Origin of the sequence: Pseudomonas medicaginis (assembly GCF_965119365.1) — a bacterium.
Taxonomy (GTDB): Bacteria; Pseudomonadota; Gammaproteobacteria; order Pseudomonadales; family Pseudomonadaceae; genus Aquipseudomonas.
This window is the reverse complement of record NZ_OZ221631.1, coordinates 6,915,576-6,931,829: the sequence shown is the minus strand read 5'-3', so window position 1 is coordinate 6,931,829 and position 16,254 is coordinate 6,915,576. Positions and strand designations below refer to the sequence as shown.

Annotated in this window: 13 protein-coding genes and 1 riboswitch; of the genes, 6 read left to right on the top strand and 7 right to left on the bottom strand. The window is 61.4% G+C overall.

Features of this window, described 5'->3' with window-relative positions:
* The first annotated feature begins 81 nt into the window (after positions 1 to 81).
* Entirely contained in the window at positions 82 to 699 is a 618-nt protein-coding gene (trhA, locus tag ACMTA2_RS30610) for a PAQR family membrane homeostasis protein TrhA (protein ID WP_413793054.1), read from the top strand.
* Between the two features lie 125 nt (positions 700 to 824).
* Here the strand turns inward: trhA and ACMTA2_RS30605 are convergent, their stop codons facing one another.
* Together ACMTA2_RS30605 and ACMTA2_RS30600 are read right to left on the bottom strand one after the other, a co-directional pair.
* Entirely contained in the window at positions 825 to 1,544 is a 720-nt protein-coding gene (locus ACMTA2_RS30605) for a 16S rRNA (uracil(1498)-N(3))-methyltransferase (RefSeq protein ID WP_413793053.1), read from the bottom strand.
* Positions 1,545 to 1,750: 206 nt separating this feature from the next.
* Positions 1,751 to 3,157 carry an adenosylmethionine--8-amino-7-oxononanoate transaminase gene (locus ACMTA2_RS30600; protein WP_413793052.1) on the bottom strand — a complete coding sequence of 469 codons (1,407 nt, stop codon included), beginning with the start codon at positions 3,155 to 3,157 and terminating at the stop codon, positions 1,751 to 1,753.
* A 246-nt stretch (positions 3,158 to 3,403) separates the two neighbouring features.
* Here ACMTA2_RS30600 and ACMTA2_RS30595 point away from each other — a divergent pair, with 246 nt between their 5' ends.
* From ACMTA2_RS30595 to ACMTA2_RS30585, 3 genes are all read left to right on the top strand, one after another.
* Entirely contained in the window at positions 3,404 to 5,161 is a 1,758-nt protein-coding gene (locus ACMTA2_RS30595; RefSeq protein WP_413793051.1) for a flavin monoamine oxidase family protein, read from the top strand.
* Between the two features lie 292 nt (positions 5,162 to 5,453).
* A complete protein-coding gene (locus tag ACMTA2_RS30590) occupies positions 5,454 to 6,005 on the top strand; it encodes a cytochrome b (protein ID WP_413793050.1) in 552 nt (183 codons plus the stop codon).
* Between the two features lie 32 nt (positions 6,006 to 6,037).
* Positions 6,038 to 6,634: a YceI family protein gene (locus ACMTA2_RS30585; protein ID WP_413793049.1), complete on the top strand. Its 597-nt coding sequence runs from the start codon at positions 6,038 to 6,040 to the stop codon at positions 6,632 to 6,634.
* 241 nt (positions 6,635 to 6,875) lie between these two features.
* Here the strand turns inward: ACMTA2_RS30585 and rhlE2 are convergent, their stop codons facing one another.
* From rhlE2 to ahcY, 4 genes are all read right to left on the bottom strand, one after another.
* Complete coding sequence (rhlE2, locus tag ACMTA2_RS30580; RefSeq protein WP_413793048.1) at positions 6,876 to 8,744, bottom strand: RNA helicase RhlE2; 1,869 nt, start codon at positions 8,742 to 8,744, stop codon at positions 6,876 to 6,878.
* 261 nt (positions 8,745 to 9,005) lie between these two features.
* Complete coding sequence (locus ACMTA2_RS30575; protein WP_413795747.1) at positions 9,006 to 9,785, bottom strand: substrate-binding periplasmic protein; 780 nt, start codon at positions 9,783 to 9,785, stop codon at positions 9,006 to 9,008.
* 202 nt (positions 9,786 to 9,987) lie between these two features.
* Positions 9,988 to 10,833, bottom strand: coding sequence for a methylenetetrahydrofolate reductase [NAD(P)H] (gene metF / locus ACMTA2_RS30570; protein WP_413793047.1), 846 nt, complete (start codon positions 10,831 to 10,833; stop codon positions 9,988 to 9,990).
* A gap of 185 nt (positions 10,834 to 11,018) precedes the next feature.
* On the bottom strand, positions 11,019 to 12,428 hold the full coding sequence (ahcY, locus tag ACMTA2_RS30565) for an adenosylhomocysteinase (RefSeq protein WP_413793046.1): 1,410 nt from the start codon (positions 12,426 to 12,428) through the stop codon (positions 11,019 to 11,021).
* Positions 12,429 to 12,451: 23 nt separating this feature from the next.
* A riboswitch (S-adenosyl-L-homocysteine riboswitch) is annotated at positions 12,452 to 12,558 on the bottom strand.
* A 192-nt stretch (positions 12,559 to 12,750) separates the two neighbouring features.
* Here ahcY and ACMTA2_RS30560 point away from each other — a divergent pair.
* Both ACMTA2_RS30560 and ACMTA2_RS30555 read left to right on the top strand, forming a co-directional pair.
* A complete protein-coding gene (locus ACMTA2_RS30560) occupies positions 12,751 to 13,152 on the top strand; it encodes an acyl-CoA thioesterase (protein WP_042729535.1) in 402 nt (133 codons plus the stop codon).
* 178 nt (positions 13,153 to 13,330) lie between these two features.
* On the top strand, positions 13,331 to 14,209 hold the full coding sequence (locus ACMTA2_RS30555) for a formate/nitrite transporter family protein (protein ID WP_413793045.1): 879 nt from the start codon (positions 13,331 to 13,333) through the stop codon (positions 14,207 to 14,209).
* Here the strand turns inward: ACMTA2_RS30555 and ACMTA2_RS30550 are convergent.
* Positions 14,112 to 16,178 (bottom strand): patatin-like phospholipase family protein, encoded by a 2,067-nt coding sequence (locus ACMTA2_RS30550; protein WP_413793044.1) that lies wholly within the window; start codon positions 16,176 to 16,178, stop codon positions 14,112 to 14,114. The genes ACMTA2_RS30555 and ACMTA2_RS30550 overlap by 98 nt on opposite strands.
* Positions 16,179 to 16,254 lie beyond the last annotated feature (76 nt).

Genomic DNA, 16,254 nt, shown 5'->3' with positions numbered 1-16,254 from the left:
AGAGGGGTAGCAGCAAACCATTGCACTTTGCAGCGCCAAGCCTGAGCCTTGGCGTCTGTCTTGGAATGTGAGGGGGATTGGATGTATCACGGGGAACGACTCAACGCCTGGACGCACCTGGTGGGGGCGGTGGCGGCGTTTATCGGCGCAGTGTGGTTGCTGGTGATCGCCGGGATGGCGGGCGATCCATGGAAGATCGTCAGCGTGGCGATCTACGGCTTTACCTTGCTGGTGCTGTACAGCGCTTCGACGGTCTATCACAGCGTGCGAGGGCGCAAAAAAGAAATCATGCAGAAGGTCGATCACTTTTCGATCTACCTGTTGATCGCCGGCAGCTATACCCCGTTCTGCCTGGTGACCCTGCGCGGACCTTGGGGCTGGACGTTGTTCGGGATCGTCTGGGGGCTGGCCGTGATTGGTATCTTGCAGGAAATCAAGCCGCGTTCCGAAGCACGGATCCTGTCGATCGTGATCTACGCCGTGATGGGCTGGATCGTGCTGGTGGCGGTCAAGCCCCTGTTGGCGGCCCTGGGCAACACCGGGTTCGCCTGGTTGGCCTCGGGCGGCGTGTTGTACACCGTCGGCATCATCTTTTTCGCCCTCGACCATCGGTTGCGTCACGCCCACGGCATCTGGCACCTGTTCGTGATCGCCGGCAGCCTGCTGCATTTCGTGGCGATTTTGTTTTATGTGCTCTAACTCATAAACAACGTGGATTCAATGTGGGAGCGAGCTTGCTCGCGATAGCGTCGGATCAGTCGCATCAATGTTGACTGGCCCACCGCCATCGCGAGCAAGCTCGCTCCCACAGGGGGTATCTGACTTCAGAAATCCCCCCACAACTGCTGCGCCACCGCCAGCGCCACCACTGGCGCGGTTTCGGTGCGCAGCACGCGAGGGCCGAGGCGGGCGGCGTGGTAGCCGGCGGCGGTGGCCTGCTCGACCTCGGCATCCGACAAGCCACCTTCGGGGCCGATCAGGAAGGCCAATGTCGACGGTTTGTCATGGCTGACCAGCGGCTCGGCCACCGGATGCAGGACCAGTTTCAGTTCGGCTTCGGCCTGCTTCAGCCAGTCGGCCAGCAGCAGCGGCGGGTGGATGACCGGCACGGTCGAGCGCCCGCACTGCTCGCAAGCGCTGATCGCCACCTGGCGCCAGTGCAGCAGGCGTTTGTCGGCGCGCTCGTCCTTGAGGCGCACTTCGCAGCGTTCGCTGAAGATCGGCGTGATCTCGCTGACGCCCAGCTCCGTGGCTTTCTGGATCGCCCAATCCATGCGCTCGCCCCGGGACAGGCCCTGGCCGAGGTGGATGCGCAGCGGCGATTCAGGTTGTCCGGTGAACTGCTCGTCCAGCTGCACCCGCACGCGCTTTTTGCCGACCTCTGCCAACGTGCCGCGAAACTCCTGGCCGGAGCCGTCGAATACCTGCACCGCATCGCCCTCGGCCATGCGCAGCACCCGACCGATGTAATGGGCCTGGGCTTCGGGCAACTCGTGGTCGCCGAGGCTCAGGGGGGCGTCGATGAAGAAGCGGGACAGTCTCATGTCGAATCTCTGAAAAAGTTAACGGTGCATGGGTTCTCCCGGCACCTGTGGCGAGGGGATTTATCCCCGCTGGGCTGCGAAGCAGCCCTAAAACCGGACACCCGGGTGCTTCAGGTAAATCGCGTTGGATGTATTGGGGGCTGCTGCGCAGCCCAGCGGGGATAAATCCCCTCGCCACAATAGTGTTCCAGCAAGAGGACCGAGGTTCAGCCCGGATCACGGAACCCAGGGTGGAAATCCTTCGGCACCGCCACGCTGACCTTGTCCCGGGTGGCAATGTCGATGCCTTCACTGGCCACTTCGGCGAGGAAGTCGATTTGCTCCGGGGTGATGACATACGGCGGCAGGAAGTACACCACGCTGCCCAGCGGCCGCAACAGCGCACCGCGCTCCAGGGCATGCTGGAACACCGCCAGGCCGCGCCGTTCCTGCCATGGGTAGGCGGTCTTGCTGGCTTTGTCCTGGACCATCTCGATGGCCAGCACCATGCCGGTCTGGCGCACTTCGGCCACGTTCGGGTGATCGGCCAGGTGGGCGGTGGCGCTGGCCATGCGCTGGGCCAGGGCCTGGTTGTTTTCGATGACGTTGTCTTCTTCGAAGATGTCCAGCGTCGCCAGGGCCGCCGCGCAGGCCAGCGGGTTGCCGGTGTAGCTGTGGGAATGCAGGAACGCGCGCAGGGTCGGGTAGTCGTCGTAGAACGCGCTGTAGACCTCGTCGGTGGTCATGCACGCCGCCAGCGGCAGGTAACCGCCGGTCAGGGCCTTGGACAGGCAGAGGAAGTCCGGCGTGATGCCGGCCTGCTCACAGGCGAACATCGTTCCGGTTCGGCCAAAGCCGACGGCGATTTCATCGTGGATCAGGTGCACGCCATAGCGGTCGCAGGCTTCGCGCAGTAACTTCAGGTACACCGGGTGGTACATGCGCATGCCGCCGGCGCCCTGGATCAGCGGCTCGACAATGACCGCTGCCACCGTGTCGTGGTGTTCGGCCAAGGTCTGTTCCATGGCGGCGAACAGGTTGCGCGAATGTTCTTCCCAACCCATGCCTTCTGGACGGTGGTAGCAGTCGGGGCTCGGCACCTTGATCGTGTCCAGCAACAACGCCTTGTAGGTTTCGGTGAACAACGGCACATCGCCCACCGACATCGCCGCGATGGTTTCGCCGTGGTAGCTGTTGCTCAGGGTGACGAAGCGCTTCTTGTCCGGCCGGCCGCGATTGATCCAGTAGTGGAAGCTCATCTTCATCGCCACTTCGATGCAGGACGAGCCGTTATCGGCATAGAAGCACCGGGTCAGGCCCTCGGGCGTCATCTTTACCAGGCGCTCGGACAGTTCGATCACCGGCTGGTGGCTGAAACCGGCGAGGATCACATGCTCCAGCTGATCGACCTGGTCCTTGATGCGCTGGTTGATGCGCGGGTTGGCGTGGCCGAATACGTTGACCCACCAGGAACTGACGGCATCGAGGTAGCGCTTGCCTTCGAAATCTTCCAGCCACACGCCCTCACCGCGCTTGATGGGGATCAGCGGCAGCTGTTCGTGGTCTTTCATCTGGGTGCAGGGATGCCACAGCACCGCGAGGTCGCGTTGCATCCACTGGTTATTCAGGCCCATTTACAGTCTCCTCGAGGCGGCTCGCGGCGGGCGCGGGCAAAACAATCGCGCAAGCCTATGCAATGGCGGCTCCGGGGACAACCCATTGTGTCGTTGGCGCTACTTTGGGCAAGGCGATAGACGTCGCTGGCGGCGCTTTGATGGCTGTCGTATTCTTCGCCGTTCCCTGGGTCGACGGGCTCGAGAAACCGCGCGCCGCCTGGCTCGAAAGCTGAAATTTCCTACGTTTAATCCGGAGTTCGTTGAATGTCTGCTGGTTGGCTGCGCGCCTGTGCGCTGGTGATGATAGGGCTGTTCAGCGTTTCGGCGCTGGCCAAGGACAAGCAACTGACGGCCATTGTTATCGGCGGCGGCCTGGCGGGGCTCACCGCGGCCTATGAGTTGCAGAACAAAGGCTGGGCCGTGACGCTGCTGGAAGCCAAGCCGGACTTGGGCGGTCGCTCGGGCATGGCCACCAGCGAGTGGATCGGCAATGAAAAGACGCAGCCAGTGCTGAACAAGTACGTCTCCACCTTCAAGCTGAGCACCACGCCGGCCCCGGAATTCGTGCGTACCCCCAGCTACCTGATCGATGGCACCTACTTCACCGCCGCCGACCTGGCGACCAAGCAGCCGGCCACCGCCGAAGCCCTCAAGCGCTACGAAACCACGCTCGACGACCTGGCGCGCTCCATCGAAGACCCGCAGAACCCGGCGGCCAACAACACGTTGCACGCGCTGGACCAGATCACGGTGTCCAACTGGCTCGACCGCCTGCAACTGCCGGCCACGGCGCGGCAGCTGGTGAACCAGGAGATTCGCACCCGTTACGACGAGCCTTCGCGCTTGTCGCTGCTGTATTTCGCTCAGCAGAACCGCGTCTATCGCGGCGTGTCCGACCGCGACCTGCGGGCCTCGCGCCTGCTCGGCGGCAGCCCGGTCCTGGCCCAGGCGTTCGTCAAGCAACTGAAAACCATCAAGACCAATTCGCCCGTGTCGGCCATCTCCCAGGACAAGGACGGGGTGACCGTCAAGGTTGGCGCCGTTGGCTATCAGGCTGACTACGTGGTGCTGGCGGTGCCGCTGCGGGCGCTGAACAAGATCCAGTTGACCCCGGCCCTGGACGCCCAGCATCAAGGCGCGATCAAGGGCACCAACTACGGCTGGCGCGACCAGATCATGCTCAAGTTCAAGACCCCGGTCTGGGACAGCAAGGCGCGCATGTCGGGCGAAATCTACAGCAATGCCGGCCTGGGCATGATGTGGATCGAGCCGGCCATGAAGGGCGGTGCCAACGTGGTCATCAACCTGTCCGGCGACAACGCCCGGGTGATGCAGGCCTTCGGCGACAAGCAGATGGTCGATCAGGTACTGATCCGCCTGCACGCGTTTTACCCACAGGCCCGTGGCGCGTTCACCGGTTATGAAATCCGCCGCTACAGCACCGACCCGTCCATGGGCGGCGCGTACCTGGCTTTTGGCCCCGGCCAGATCAGCAAGTACTGGCGCCTGTGGGAAAGGCCATTGCAGCGTGTAGCCTTTGCCGGCGAACACACCGACGCCCTGTATCCGGGGACCCTGGAAGGTGCGTTGCGTAGCGGGCAGCGCGCGGCCAGTCAGGTTCAAGACCTGGCGGCGGGCAAGTCGTTCGAGCCGGCCAAGATCGCGCCAGCTGCAACGGCAGTTGCGGCCGGTGCGGTGGCGGCGAAGAAGGGCAACTTCTTCAGCAACCTGTTCGGTGGCTCGGATGACGACAAGAAGCCTGCGCCGGTCAAGGCACCGGAACCGGTAGCGCCGCCAGCCCCGGCACCTGCTCCCGCGCCTGCCCCGGTGGAACCACCGGCGCCTGTTGCCCCGGCGAAGGTTGAGCCGGCGAAGAAGGCCGTCGCCAAACCGGCCGTTAAGAAGCCAGCGACGAAGACACCGGCGAAAAAAGCACCGGTGAAGAAAACCGCACCGGCGAAAAAACCGGCCGCCAAGCCGGCCGCAACTACCCCGGCAGCGACTGGGACCCAGGCTCAGTAACGGCTGGGTTGAATGAAAAAGCGCGGCGTATCAGCCGCGCTTTTTCTGTCTGGGAATTGCCTTTGCAAGCACCACGGGTTGCGAGTTCCTGTGGGAGCGAGCCTGCTCGCGAATGGGTCTTCTCCGATACCCATATCGGCCAATACCACACTGCGTCTCAGCTTTAATCTTTCCTTAACTCACTCCGCCCAGACTGATCATCGTATTTCTCGATATTTCAAAGCGAAAATTTCCGCTTTAAATCGATAGATAACTCGCTAGTCTTGGTCGCAGTTTTTACAGGATATGAGCAATGCAGCTTCGCAACTCTTCTTCTCGCTATGGCTGGGTCAGTATCGCTCTGCATTGGGGCATTGCGTTGGTGGTGTACGGGTTGTTCGCCCTGGGCCTGTGGATGGTCGGGCTGGATTACTACAGCACCTGGCGCAAAGACGCACCGGACCTGCACAAGAGCATTGGCCTGGTGCTGCTGGCGGTCATGTTGCTGCGGGTGATCTGGCGGTTTGTCAGCCCGCCGCCGCCGACCCTGGCCACCTATGGCCGCGTGACCCGCGTCAGCGCCAAGCTTGGCCATGGCGCACTGTATCTCGGGTTGTTCGCCGTGATGATTGCCGGTTACCTGATTTCCACCGCAGACGGTGTCGGGATTCCGGTGTTTGGCCTGTTTGAAGTCCCCGCGCTGGTGTCCGGACTGCCCGATCAGGCAGACGTCGCTGGCCAGATTCACCTCTACCTGGCATGGGCGCTGGTCATTTTTTCCGGCCTTCATGCGTTGGCAGCATTGAAACACCACTTTATCGACCGTGACGCGACCCTCAAGCGAATGCTGGGGCGCCAAGCCTGATGTTCAACCTCGACTCCAAAGGAATAGAAAGCATGTTGAAAAAGACGCTCGCCGCCCTGGCAATCGGTTCTGCCCTGCTGTCGGCCGGTCAGGCCATGGCTGCCGACTACGTCGTCGACAAGGAAGGCCAGCACGCCTTCGTCGACTTCAAGATCAGCCACCTGGGCTATAGCTACATCACCGGTACCTTCAAGGACATCGACGGCAAGTTCAGCTTCGACGCCGCCAAGCCTGAAGACAGCAAGATCGAGTTCAACGTACGTACCGCCAGCGTGTTCACCAACCACGCCGAGCGCGACAAGCATATCGCCAGCAAGGACTTCCTGGACGTAGGCAAGTTTGCCGACGCCAAGTTCGTGTCCACCAGCGTCAAGTCCACCGGCAAGAACGCTGATGGTAAAGACACTGCAGACGTGACGGGGGACCTGACGCTGCACGGCGTGACCAAGCCAATCGTGGTCAAGGCCACGTTCCTGGGCGAAGGCAAGGATCCATGGGGCGGCTACCGTGCTGGCTTCGAGGGCACCACCAGCATCAAGCGTTCCGACTTCGGCAAGATGATGGACCTGGGCCCACAATCCGACGCCGTTGAGCTGTACATCTCGTTTGAAGGTGTCAAAGCGAAGTAACCTTCGCCCCTGACAAAAAACGCCCCTGGCCTTGCGGTCAGGGGCGTTTTTTATTGGCGGATTCGGGTAACGCAGAGAGCCCTGTGGGAGCTTGCTCGCGATGGCGTCTTACGGGTCGACTTGATGTTGACTGACATACCGCTATCGCGAGCAAGCTCGCTCCCACATTTGGAATTGTGTAGGGGCCAAAAAAATGCCCCTGGTCGCGAGACCTGGGGCATTTTTCAAGGCTTGGAAAAACTCAGCGATTGCGCGTCAGCAAGGCCGGTTTTTCGCCCCGTGGACGGCTTGGCAGTTGATCCAGCTGTTCAGGCGTCGGGAAGCGATCGGCTTTCGATTCCTTGTGCATGATCTTCGGCTGGTTGCTGCGCGGGTTCTGCACGGCGGGTTCCTGACGAGGCTGGTCGTCGCGGGCCGGGCGGCGCGGGCGGGTGTCGTCGCGACGGGCCTGGCCGTCACGTGGGGCACCGTTGCGTGGGCCGTTGCGCTTGGCCGGTGGCGTGCCGGTGGACGAGCCGTTGCTGTTGCGCGGGCCGTTCTGGCGGCCTTGTGGCTGGCCGCTGCGCGGAGCGCCCGTACCTGCGCCCTGTGCCGGGGCACCCGGACGACGACCACGGCCCTGGGCCGGTTTCTGCTGCGGCACGTAGTCGACGCGGTTACCGAAGTTATCGATATCGTCGTCCAGGAACTCGTCCGGGGCGCGATCGGCTGCGGCGCGCGGAGCCGGGCGCTGCTGTTCACGGGCCGGCGTGCCTTCGCGGGGTTTCTGCTCGCGGGCGGGGCGTTCGCCGCGGCCATTGCTGTTGCTGGCCGATTTTTCCTTGCCCTTGTCCTTGCCTTTGTCTTTACGACCGCCGCCGCCACCGCCGCCATTCGGACCGTCGCCGCGTGGGCCTCGGGCATTGCGCGGATTGCGCACGTCCGGACGTTCGCGCACTTCAGGCTTCTCGGCCTCGATGGTGCTGGCATCGAAGCCCATCAGATCGCCGTCGGCAATTTTCTGCTTGGTCATGCGCTCGATGCTTTTGAGCAGCTTTTCTTCGTCCGGCGCGACCAGCGAGATCGCCTCGCCCGAACGACCGGCCCGGCCGGTACGGCCGATACGGTGAACGTAATCTTCATCGACGTTCGGCAGCTCGAAGTTGACCACGTGGGGCAATTGGTCGATGTCCAGGCCACGGGCGGCGATGTCGGTGGCGACCAGGATGCGTACCTCGCCGGCCTTGAAGTCGGCCAGGGCCTTGGTGCGGGCGTTCTGGCTCTTGTTCCCGTGGATCGCCACGGCCGGCAGGCCATGTTTGTCCAGGTACTCGGCCAGGCGGTTGGCGCCATGCTTGGTGCGGGTGAAGACCAGGACCTGTTCCCAGGCGCCGGCGGTAATCAGGTGCGCCAGCAGGGCACGCTTATGGCTGGCGGCCAGGCGGAACACGCGCTGCTCGATACGCTCGACCGTGGTGTTCGGCGGCGTGACTTCGATGCGCTCCGGGTTGTGCAACAGCTTGCCGGCCAGGTCGGTGATGTCCTTGGAGAACGTCGCCGAAAACAGCAGGTTCTGGCGCTTGGCGGGCAGGCGGGCGAGGACCTTCTTCACGTCATGGACAAAACCCATGTCGAGCATGCGGTCGGCTTCGTCCAGTACGAGGATTTCAACGTGGGACAAATCAACGCTGCCCTGGCCGGCCAGGTCCAGCAGGCGACCGGGGCATGCCACCAGTACATCGACGCCACGGGACATGGCCTGGACCTGGGGGTTCATGCCGACGCCGCCAAAAATGCAGGCACTGACGAACTTCAGGTCGCGAGCATAGATCTTGAAGCTCTCGTGTACCTGGGCTGCCAGTTCGCGGGTCGGGGTCAGGACCAGTACGCGCGGTTGGCGCGGGCCGTGACGCTGGGATTTGTCTGGGTGACCGTTGGGAAACAACCGCTCCAGGATCGGAAGGGCGAAACCGCCGGTTTTACCAGTACCTGTCTGCGCCGCGACCATCAGGTCGCGACCTTGCAACACGGCGGGAATGGCCCGCTGTTGCACCGGGGTAGGCTGGGTATAGCCGGCGGCTTCGATGGCGCCGACTAAAGCCTCGGAGAGACCGAGGGAAGCAAAGGACATGAGTAATCCTGTTTTAGTGAGGGCCTGGCCCAATGGGATAGTCTTGCCGGGCGCGAATGACGTTCAACAAAAACACGTCATCCCGTCCGGTCCTGCCGGGCCTCGAAGGCGGGTCCGGACAAGGCTCGCGCGGGCTGTAGGCTGCGCTGTAGCGGTGTCGGGATGCCTTTTGCAAGACCGGGCGTCCGGGCGTGAGCCTGGCGGGAAGGCCGGAGTATAACAGAGCAAACGCCTTGCGCCGCTTTCCTGCTGCTCAACGGTTTATTTCTGCGCGGGCCCGGCTGGGCGAGGCGCCTTGCTCATGGCACCTGCGCCGTAGCGGGCGCTCAGCTCGGCATAGGCCGGTTCGCGCTTGAAACGCTTGAGTTCGGCACTGAAGCGTTGCACCAGCAAATCCATCCCGGCACTGCGCCGCACCGCCAGGTATTGGCTTTGACGGCTTACCACCACCGGGTTTTCGGTGATCTGGTCGCCCAATTGCATTTGATCGAGCACATGCCGGCCGACCCTGCGGTCGGTGATGAGCAGGTCGATCCGACCCAGTTGCAACTTGCCGAAATTGGCTTCGTGGGTGGGCGCCGCTTCACGTTTGAACAGGGTCGACTCACTGAAGGCCTGGCTGTACAGGTAACCGGGCGAGGTGCCGACGGTCAGGCCGTCCAGATCATCGAGCGTGCGAAACGGGTGGGGCCGGGCGTTGGCGTAGAACATCACGAACTCTACGTCCGACAGCGGTTCGCTGGGGTAAAGCAGCATCGCATCGCGCTCATCGCTGTGGAAGATGTCCAGTGCACCGTCCGCCAACCCCTGTTCCAGCATCGCCAGGCAACGCTTCCAGGGCAGGAACTGCCACTCCACGTCGATGCCCAGGCGCTTGAACACAATGGCCGTGGTTTCGTAGTCCAGGCCAAGCATCTTGCCGTTCTCTTCGTAGACATAAGGGGCCCAGGGCTCGGTGACAATGCGCAACTTCTCGGCCTGGGCGGTCAGGCTCAGGCACGAGAGGATAAGGGCGGTCAGCAGCTGGACAATGGCGGGCATGGGCCTGAGGTTACGACGAGAGCTCATCAAATAGCTAGAGCGCTCTGGCCTGCACCTTGACTGCCTTTTGTTTGCCCTTGGTGCGCACGGATGCCTAGCGGCGTTCACCCAATGCGAACGCCCTTACCTTGGGTCCCGGGCAACTGAATGAAAAAAGGCCTTGGTTTTTCGCCAAGGCCTCTTTGTGCCGCATATAAGACAATCAGCGCGGCAGCTTGAGGTTGTTCCATACCGCGAGGCTGGGTTCGGCCTGGTTAAGGGTATAGAAGTGCAGCCCCGGTGCGCCGCCCTGCAACAAGCACTCGCACATTTGCGTGATGACTTCCTCGCCGAAGCTTTGGATGCTCGAGGTGTCGTCGCCATAGGCCTCCAGCTGCTTGCGAATCCAGCGTGGGATTTCTGCACCGCATGCGTCGGAGAAGCGCGCCAGCTTGCTGTAGTTGGTGATCGGCATGATTCCCGGCACGACAGGAATGTCGACGCCCAGCTTTCGGATACGTTCGACGAAGTAGAAATAACTGTCGGCGTTGAAGAAGTACTGGGTAATCGCGCTATTGGCGCCAGCGTTGGCCTTGCGCACGAAGTTGCGCAGATCGTCTTCGAAATTGCGCGCTTGCGGGTGCATTTCCGGATACGCAGCCACTTCTACGTGGAAGTGATCGCCGGTTTCTTCACGAATGAAGCTCACCAGTTCGTTGGCGTGGCGCAGCTCACCGCTGGCCATGCCCATGCCCGACGGCAGGTCGCCACGCAGGGCGACGATGCGCTTGATGCCGGCGGCCTTGTACTGGGTCAACAGGCTGCGCAGGTCGTCCTTGCTGTCACCGACGCAGGACAGGTGGGGGGCGGCGGGGACTTTGACTTCGCTTTCGAGCTGCAACACGGTATTCAGGGTGCGGTCACGGGTCGAACCGCCGGCGCCATAGGTGCAGGAGAAGAAGTCGGGGTTGTAGCTGGCCAACTGGCGGGCAGTGGCGATCAGTTTTTCATGCCCAGCATCGGTCTTCGTCGGGAAGAACTCGAAGCTGTAGCGACGGTCTTGGGACATGGTCATATCCTTGGAAACACGTAGGCCGGTAAGGCTTGCATATCCCTGGTGGGGCGGGCTCATGTGGGAGCGAGCCTGCTCGCGATTGGCATCACCTCGGTCCTACAGTCAGATCGAGGTGTCTGCATCGCGAGCAGGCTCGCTCCCACAAAAAGAGCCCGCTCCCACAGGGGGAGCAGCGCCGATCAGTAGCGGTAAGCGTGCGGCTTGAACGGGCCTTCGACGGTGACGCCGATGTAGTCAGCCTGTTGCTTGGTCAGTTGGGTGACCACGCCGCCGAAACCGCGGACCATTTCCAGGGCCACTTCTTCGTCGAGTTTCTTGGGCAGTACTTCCACGGTCAGGCGCTCGGCTTTCTGGGCCGGCGACAGGTCGGCGTATTTCTGGCCGAACAGGAAAATCTGGGCCAGGACCTGGTTGGCGAACGAGCCGTCCATGATGCGGCTTGGGTGGCCGGTGGCGTTGCCCAGGTTAACCAGGCGGCCTTCGGCCAGCAGGATCAGGTAGTCGTCGTTCTGTGGGTCGAAGCTGCCAGCGCCGGTGCGGTGTACCTTGTGGACTTGCGGCTTCACTTCTTCCCATGCCCAGTGCTTGCGCATGAAGGCGGTGTCGATTTCATTGTCGAAGTGACCGATGTTGCAGACCACGGCGCGCTTTTTCAGGGCCTTGAGCATGTTGGCATCGCAGACGTTGACGTTGCCGGTGGTGGTCACGATCAGGTCGATCTTGCCCAGCAGCGCCTTGTCGATACTGGCTTCGGTGCCGTCGTTGATCCCGTCAATGAACGGCGAAACCAGCTCGAAACCGTCCATGCAGGCTTGCATGGCGCAGATCGGATCGACTTCGGACACCTTGACGATCATGCCTTCCTGACGCAGGGACTGGGCCGAACCCTTGCCCACGTCACCGTAGCCGATCACCAGCGCCTGCTTGCCAGACAACAGGTGGTCGGTGCCGCGCTTGATGGCGTCGTTGAGGCTGTGACGGCAGCCGTACTTGTTGTCGTTCTTGCTCTTGGTCACCGAGTCGTTGACGTTGATGGCCGGGATTTTCAGCTCGCCCTTGGCCAGCATGTCCAGCAGACGGTGCACGCCAGTGGTGGTCTCTTCGGTCACGCCGTGGACGTTTTCCAGCACGGCTGCGTACTTCTTGTGCAGCAGCTCGGTCAGGTCGCCGCCGTCGTCGAGGATCATGTTGGTGTCCCACGGCTGGCCATCCTTGAGGATGGTCTGCTCCAGGCACCACTCGTACTCTTGCTCGGTCTCGCCTTTCCAGGCGAATACCGGGATACCGGCGGCAGCGATGGCGGCAGCGGCCTGGTCCTGGGTCGAGAAGATGTTGCAGGACGACCAGCGCACTTCGGCACCCAGGGCAACCAGGGTTTCGATCAGCACGGCGGTCTGGATGGTCATGTGGATGCAGCCGAGGATTTTTGCGCCCTTCAATGGCTGTTCGCCAGAGTACTTGCGGCGCAGGCCCATCAGGGCTGGCATTTCGGATTCGGCGATGATGATTTCGCGACGGCCCCAGGCGGCGAGGGACATGTCGGCGACTTTGTAGTCGGTAAAATCGGCAGGCGTGATGACAGCGCTCATGAAGAGTCTCCATTCGTAATGTATGCGAATGGGCGCCGTTGTGCGTTTAGTGTCCGTGCGGGCAGGCCCGTACAAACAACGCCCCATCCGAGCCTGACAGGTCGAGCCTGCTGCAGCGCCCCTCGGACAGGTGGCGGGAACGGTCCAAAGGGTGGACCGAGGTAAAGCGGTGGCGATTATAACGGGCTAATGGGATCTTCCAAAAGGGTTTCTGTCGGCAAATCGAAATTGCCGATGACCGTTATAGGGGCCGCGACGTAGAGCCTGACCGTGCGGTCTGCCATGATGCAGCAATCCAACGGCCAGACACTCAGGAGTGATCATGAATTTCCACACCCGCAAATGGGTCAAGCCCGAAGACCTGAACCCCAACGGCACGCTGTTCGGCGGCAGCCTGCTGCGCTGGATCGACGAAGAGGCCGCGATCTACGCCATCGTCCAGCTCGGCAACCAGCGCGTGGTCACCAAGTACATCTCGGAAATCAATTTCGTCAGCGCTTCGCGCCAGGGCGACATCATCGAGCTGGGTATCACCGCCACCGAGTTCGGCCGCACGTCCATCACCCTGACCTGCGAGGTGCGCAACAAGATCACCCGCAAGAGCATCCTGACCGTGGAGAAAATGGTCTTCGTCAATCTGGGCGAGGATGGCCTGCCGGCGCCGCATGGGCGGACCGAGATCAAGTACGTCAAGGATCAGTTCCAGGATGCTGTCGTCGAGTGAGATCGGCGGTGCTGCTATCGCGAGCAAGCTCGCTCCCACAAGGGGGCTGCGGTGAAATCGGGCACCAGACTCCCTGTGGGAGCGAGCTTGCTCGCGATAGCGGTTTCAGGCCCAGGTGACTGAACAGCTCCGAACGCCGCGTGTCGTAGGTACATCACGCCACCGGTTCAGGAGCTGTATGGACACCCACAAAGACGGCAAGACCCCTGACCTTTCGGCTCAGGAGCAGCATGAAGTCGATCGTAACCAGCCACCACGGGCGGCCGTGCTGCATGAAATCATCCGCACCCAGGGCAATCTGGAGTTGGAACGCAGTATCGCCGCGCTCTGGTGGTCGGCCTTGGCGGCGGGGTTGACCATGGGCCTGTCGCTGATGGCGATGGGCTTGCTCAGCTCCCGGCTACCGGATCACGAGGGCTTCAAGGTGATCACCAGTTTCGGTTACTGCGCGGGCTTTCTCGCGGTGATCCTGGCCCGCCAGCAGTTATTCACTGAAAACACCTTGACCGCCGTGCTGCCGATCATGAGCAAACCCACGCCGGGCAACTTCGGCCGGTTGTTGCGGCTATGGAGCGTGGTGCTGGTGGGTAACCTGTGCGGCACCCTGCTGGTGGCCTACGTGATGCTGCATCTGCCGATTTTCGACCCTCACACCGACCAGGCTTTCCTGGAGATCGGTCGCAAAGTCATGGAGAACGACAGCGGCCAGATGTTTGCCAAGGGCATCATTTCCGGCTGGATGATCGCCACCATGGTCTGGATGATCCCGTCCATGGAAAGCGCCAAGGTGTGGATCATCATTCTCATCACTTACCTCATGGCGCTTGGAGATTTCACCCATATCGTCGTCGGCTCGGCCGAGGTGTCCTACCTGGTTTTCGCCGGCGAGCTACCGTGGGAGGACTTCTGGCTGGTCTTCGCCGGGCCGACGCTGGCCGGGAATATTGTAGGGGGCAGCTTCATTTTTGCCCTGTTGAGCCATGCGCAGATCCGAAGCGAAGAGGGGCCTGCGAAAGATAAGAAGTCGCTGTCTGCAAAGCCTGAAGACCCCGAATAGGTGGCTTGATCCGCCAGTTACGCAATTGCTCAACCGTTTTTGAACTCAAGGGTTTCATGCCCGTGTAGCGTGATGTGTAGTTGGCAATGACCCGTTCGAGCGCATTGTTGAAAGCTTCTGGGGTCTGGGCATCCCTCAAGTCGCGGATGGACCCTTCCAGCAGCTTGCGGTTGGAGGTGGTCTGGCCGCCGAGAAAACTGGAAATCTGCAGCACGTCCCGCACGACGTTATCGATACGAGTGGCAAGGTCGCGTCGGTCCATTTCCTCGATGGCTTGACGGGTCACCTCGGAGACGCCAGTCGTCGCACCGCTGTCCCAACGAACGGCCGCTTGCAGCAATTGCATGAAGTCCGGGTCGTTGCGGTGATTGATGCGTTTTGCCAACCACTCCAGTTTCCCTGCCTTGTCCGCCAACTGGTCAAGAGCTCCAATGGCCTCGCGTATCTGTGGGGTGGGTTCAAGCCTGGAGGAGGCCATGTTGGCCTTCTGGATCGCGCGCTTGAGATTCGCCAGCGTCTGTTGGGCCTGCTGCCTGAAGGCAGCCACTTCGTCATAGGCTTCGTTGCCTTTCAATTCTGCGCCCAGTTGCTCGAACGCTTTGTCACCCAGTGCCAACAGGGCTGCCTCGAACGAAGCAAACCAGAAGGTCTGCTGGACGGCATTGCGCGTCTGCAAATGGTGACTGACAGCCTTGCGCAGCTCTTCCTGAAGATGATTCTTGACCTCCGTGGACATGCTGAAGTGAACCGTTCCGTTTAACAAACCACGGTAGTCGCCTTTATCGGTTTTCAGCGGAACGACGATGGTCTGGTCGGCAAAAGGCTTCATCCGTTCGGCATTCAATGCGGAAAGCGCCGTGTGGGGAGCCTTGAGGAATCTGTCGACCAGGGCTGATATTCCCGTGCCTCGCGGTTTTTGCTGGTTCGATTCTTCCGCCTCGAATACCAGGATCAAAGGCTCCCCTTCCGGTATCGGGCTCATTTGGGGCATCGGGTTGTAAAGGGCGGGTATCGGTGTGTTGTTCAGAATGCCGCCATCGGCAAATGCGGTGGTTGCGTCTGCCGGCTGAAAGGGCTGTCCTTGCAAGGTCGGTTTGCTGAACACCACCGGCAGCGCTGCGGAGATATGCGCGGCCACGGCTATATCCATGTCAGGCGTCAGGTCCGCGCTGAAGACCACCAGTTGCGCACCGCCCTCTAACATGGCGGTGCCGGTGATTTCCAAGGATTTGATCTGCGGGATTTCCTGGCTCAAGGTCGCCAGATCGGCAAAGGTGACATATTGATTGCTCCTCACATTGTCGACGGCTTTCTGCGCTTGTTCGGAAAGCGGCCCTCTGGCGCAATGCTGCAAGAGTGACGCATGGCTTTCTTTCCTGATCAGCTCTTCCAGCGGCATCCCCTTGGAACCCAGGCGTGGCAGCAGGTCGCAAAGCAATTGCACCAGGGGGATGGCGTTCATGTTCTTACCCATCCTCGACCATTCGTCCTGTTCGGCGGCAAGGTCAGGCTGGGTGCTGTTGAGTAACGAGACGAGGGAAACGTAGTCCGAGATCCTGTCGAAATCCGCATGACTCATGCCGCTGGCGAGTAAGGCGGCCGATATGGCGCCTGCGGAGGACCCTGAAAACCTTCGGATGAGATCCATGACATTGTTGGCGGTGAGTGTCTCGACCAGGCCGGAATAAGCCACCCCTTTGGCACCTCCACCGCTCATGATTACATCGTCAACGGGAGGCCGATCCATGCTGATTTTGACGCTGCCGTCCTCATAAAGAACGATTGATATCCGACGGTCTGTCACACTGCATACCATCAGGCAACCTCGCCCGGGGTTCGCCGGCTCGTTGATGCACTGGCTGAAACCACTCCAATCCACATTTCTCAGGGCCGTTTGCCGGGATGAGCCGTTGGCAGAGTCCTTTGGATGAGGAGCGGAGAAAAGTTTGAGCTCAGTGATTAATGGCATGCGGGTTCGTTCCTTTGACCTGAAGGGAAAGGGCGGAACTGTAAACAGAATTGGGAGGCCTGCCGCTGGCGTGACT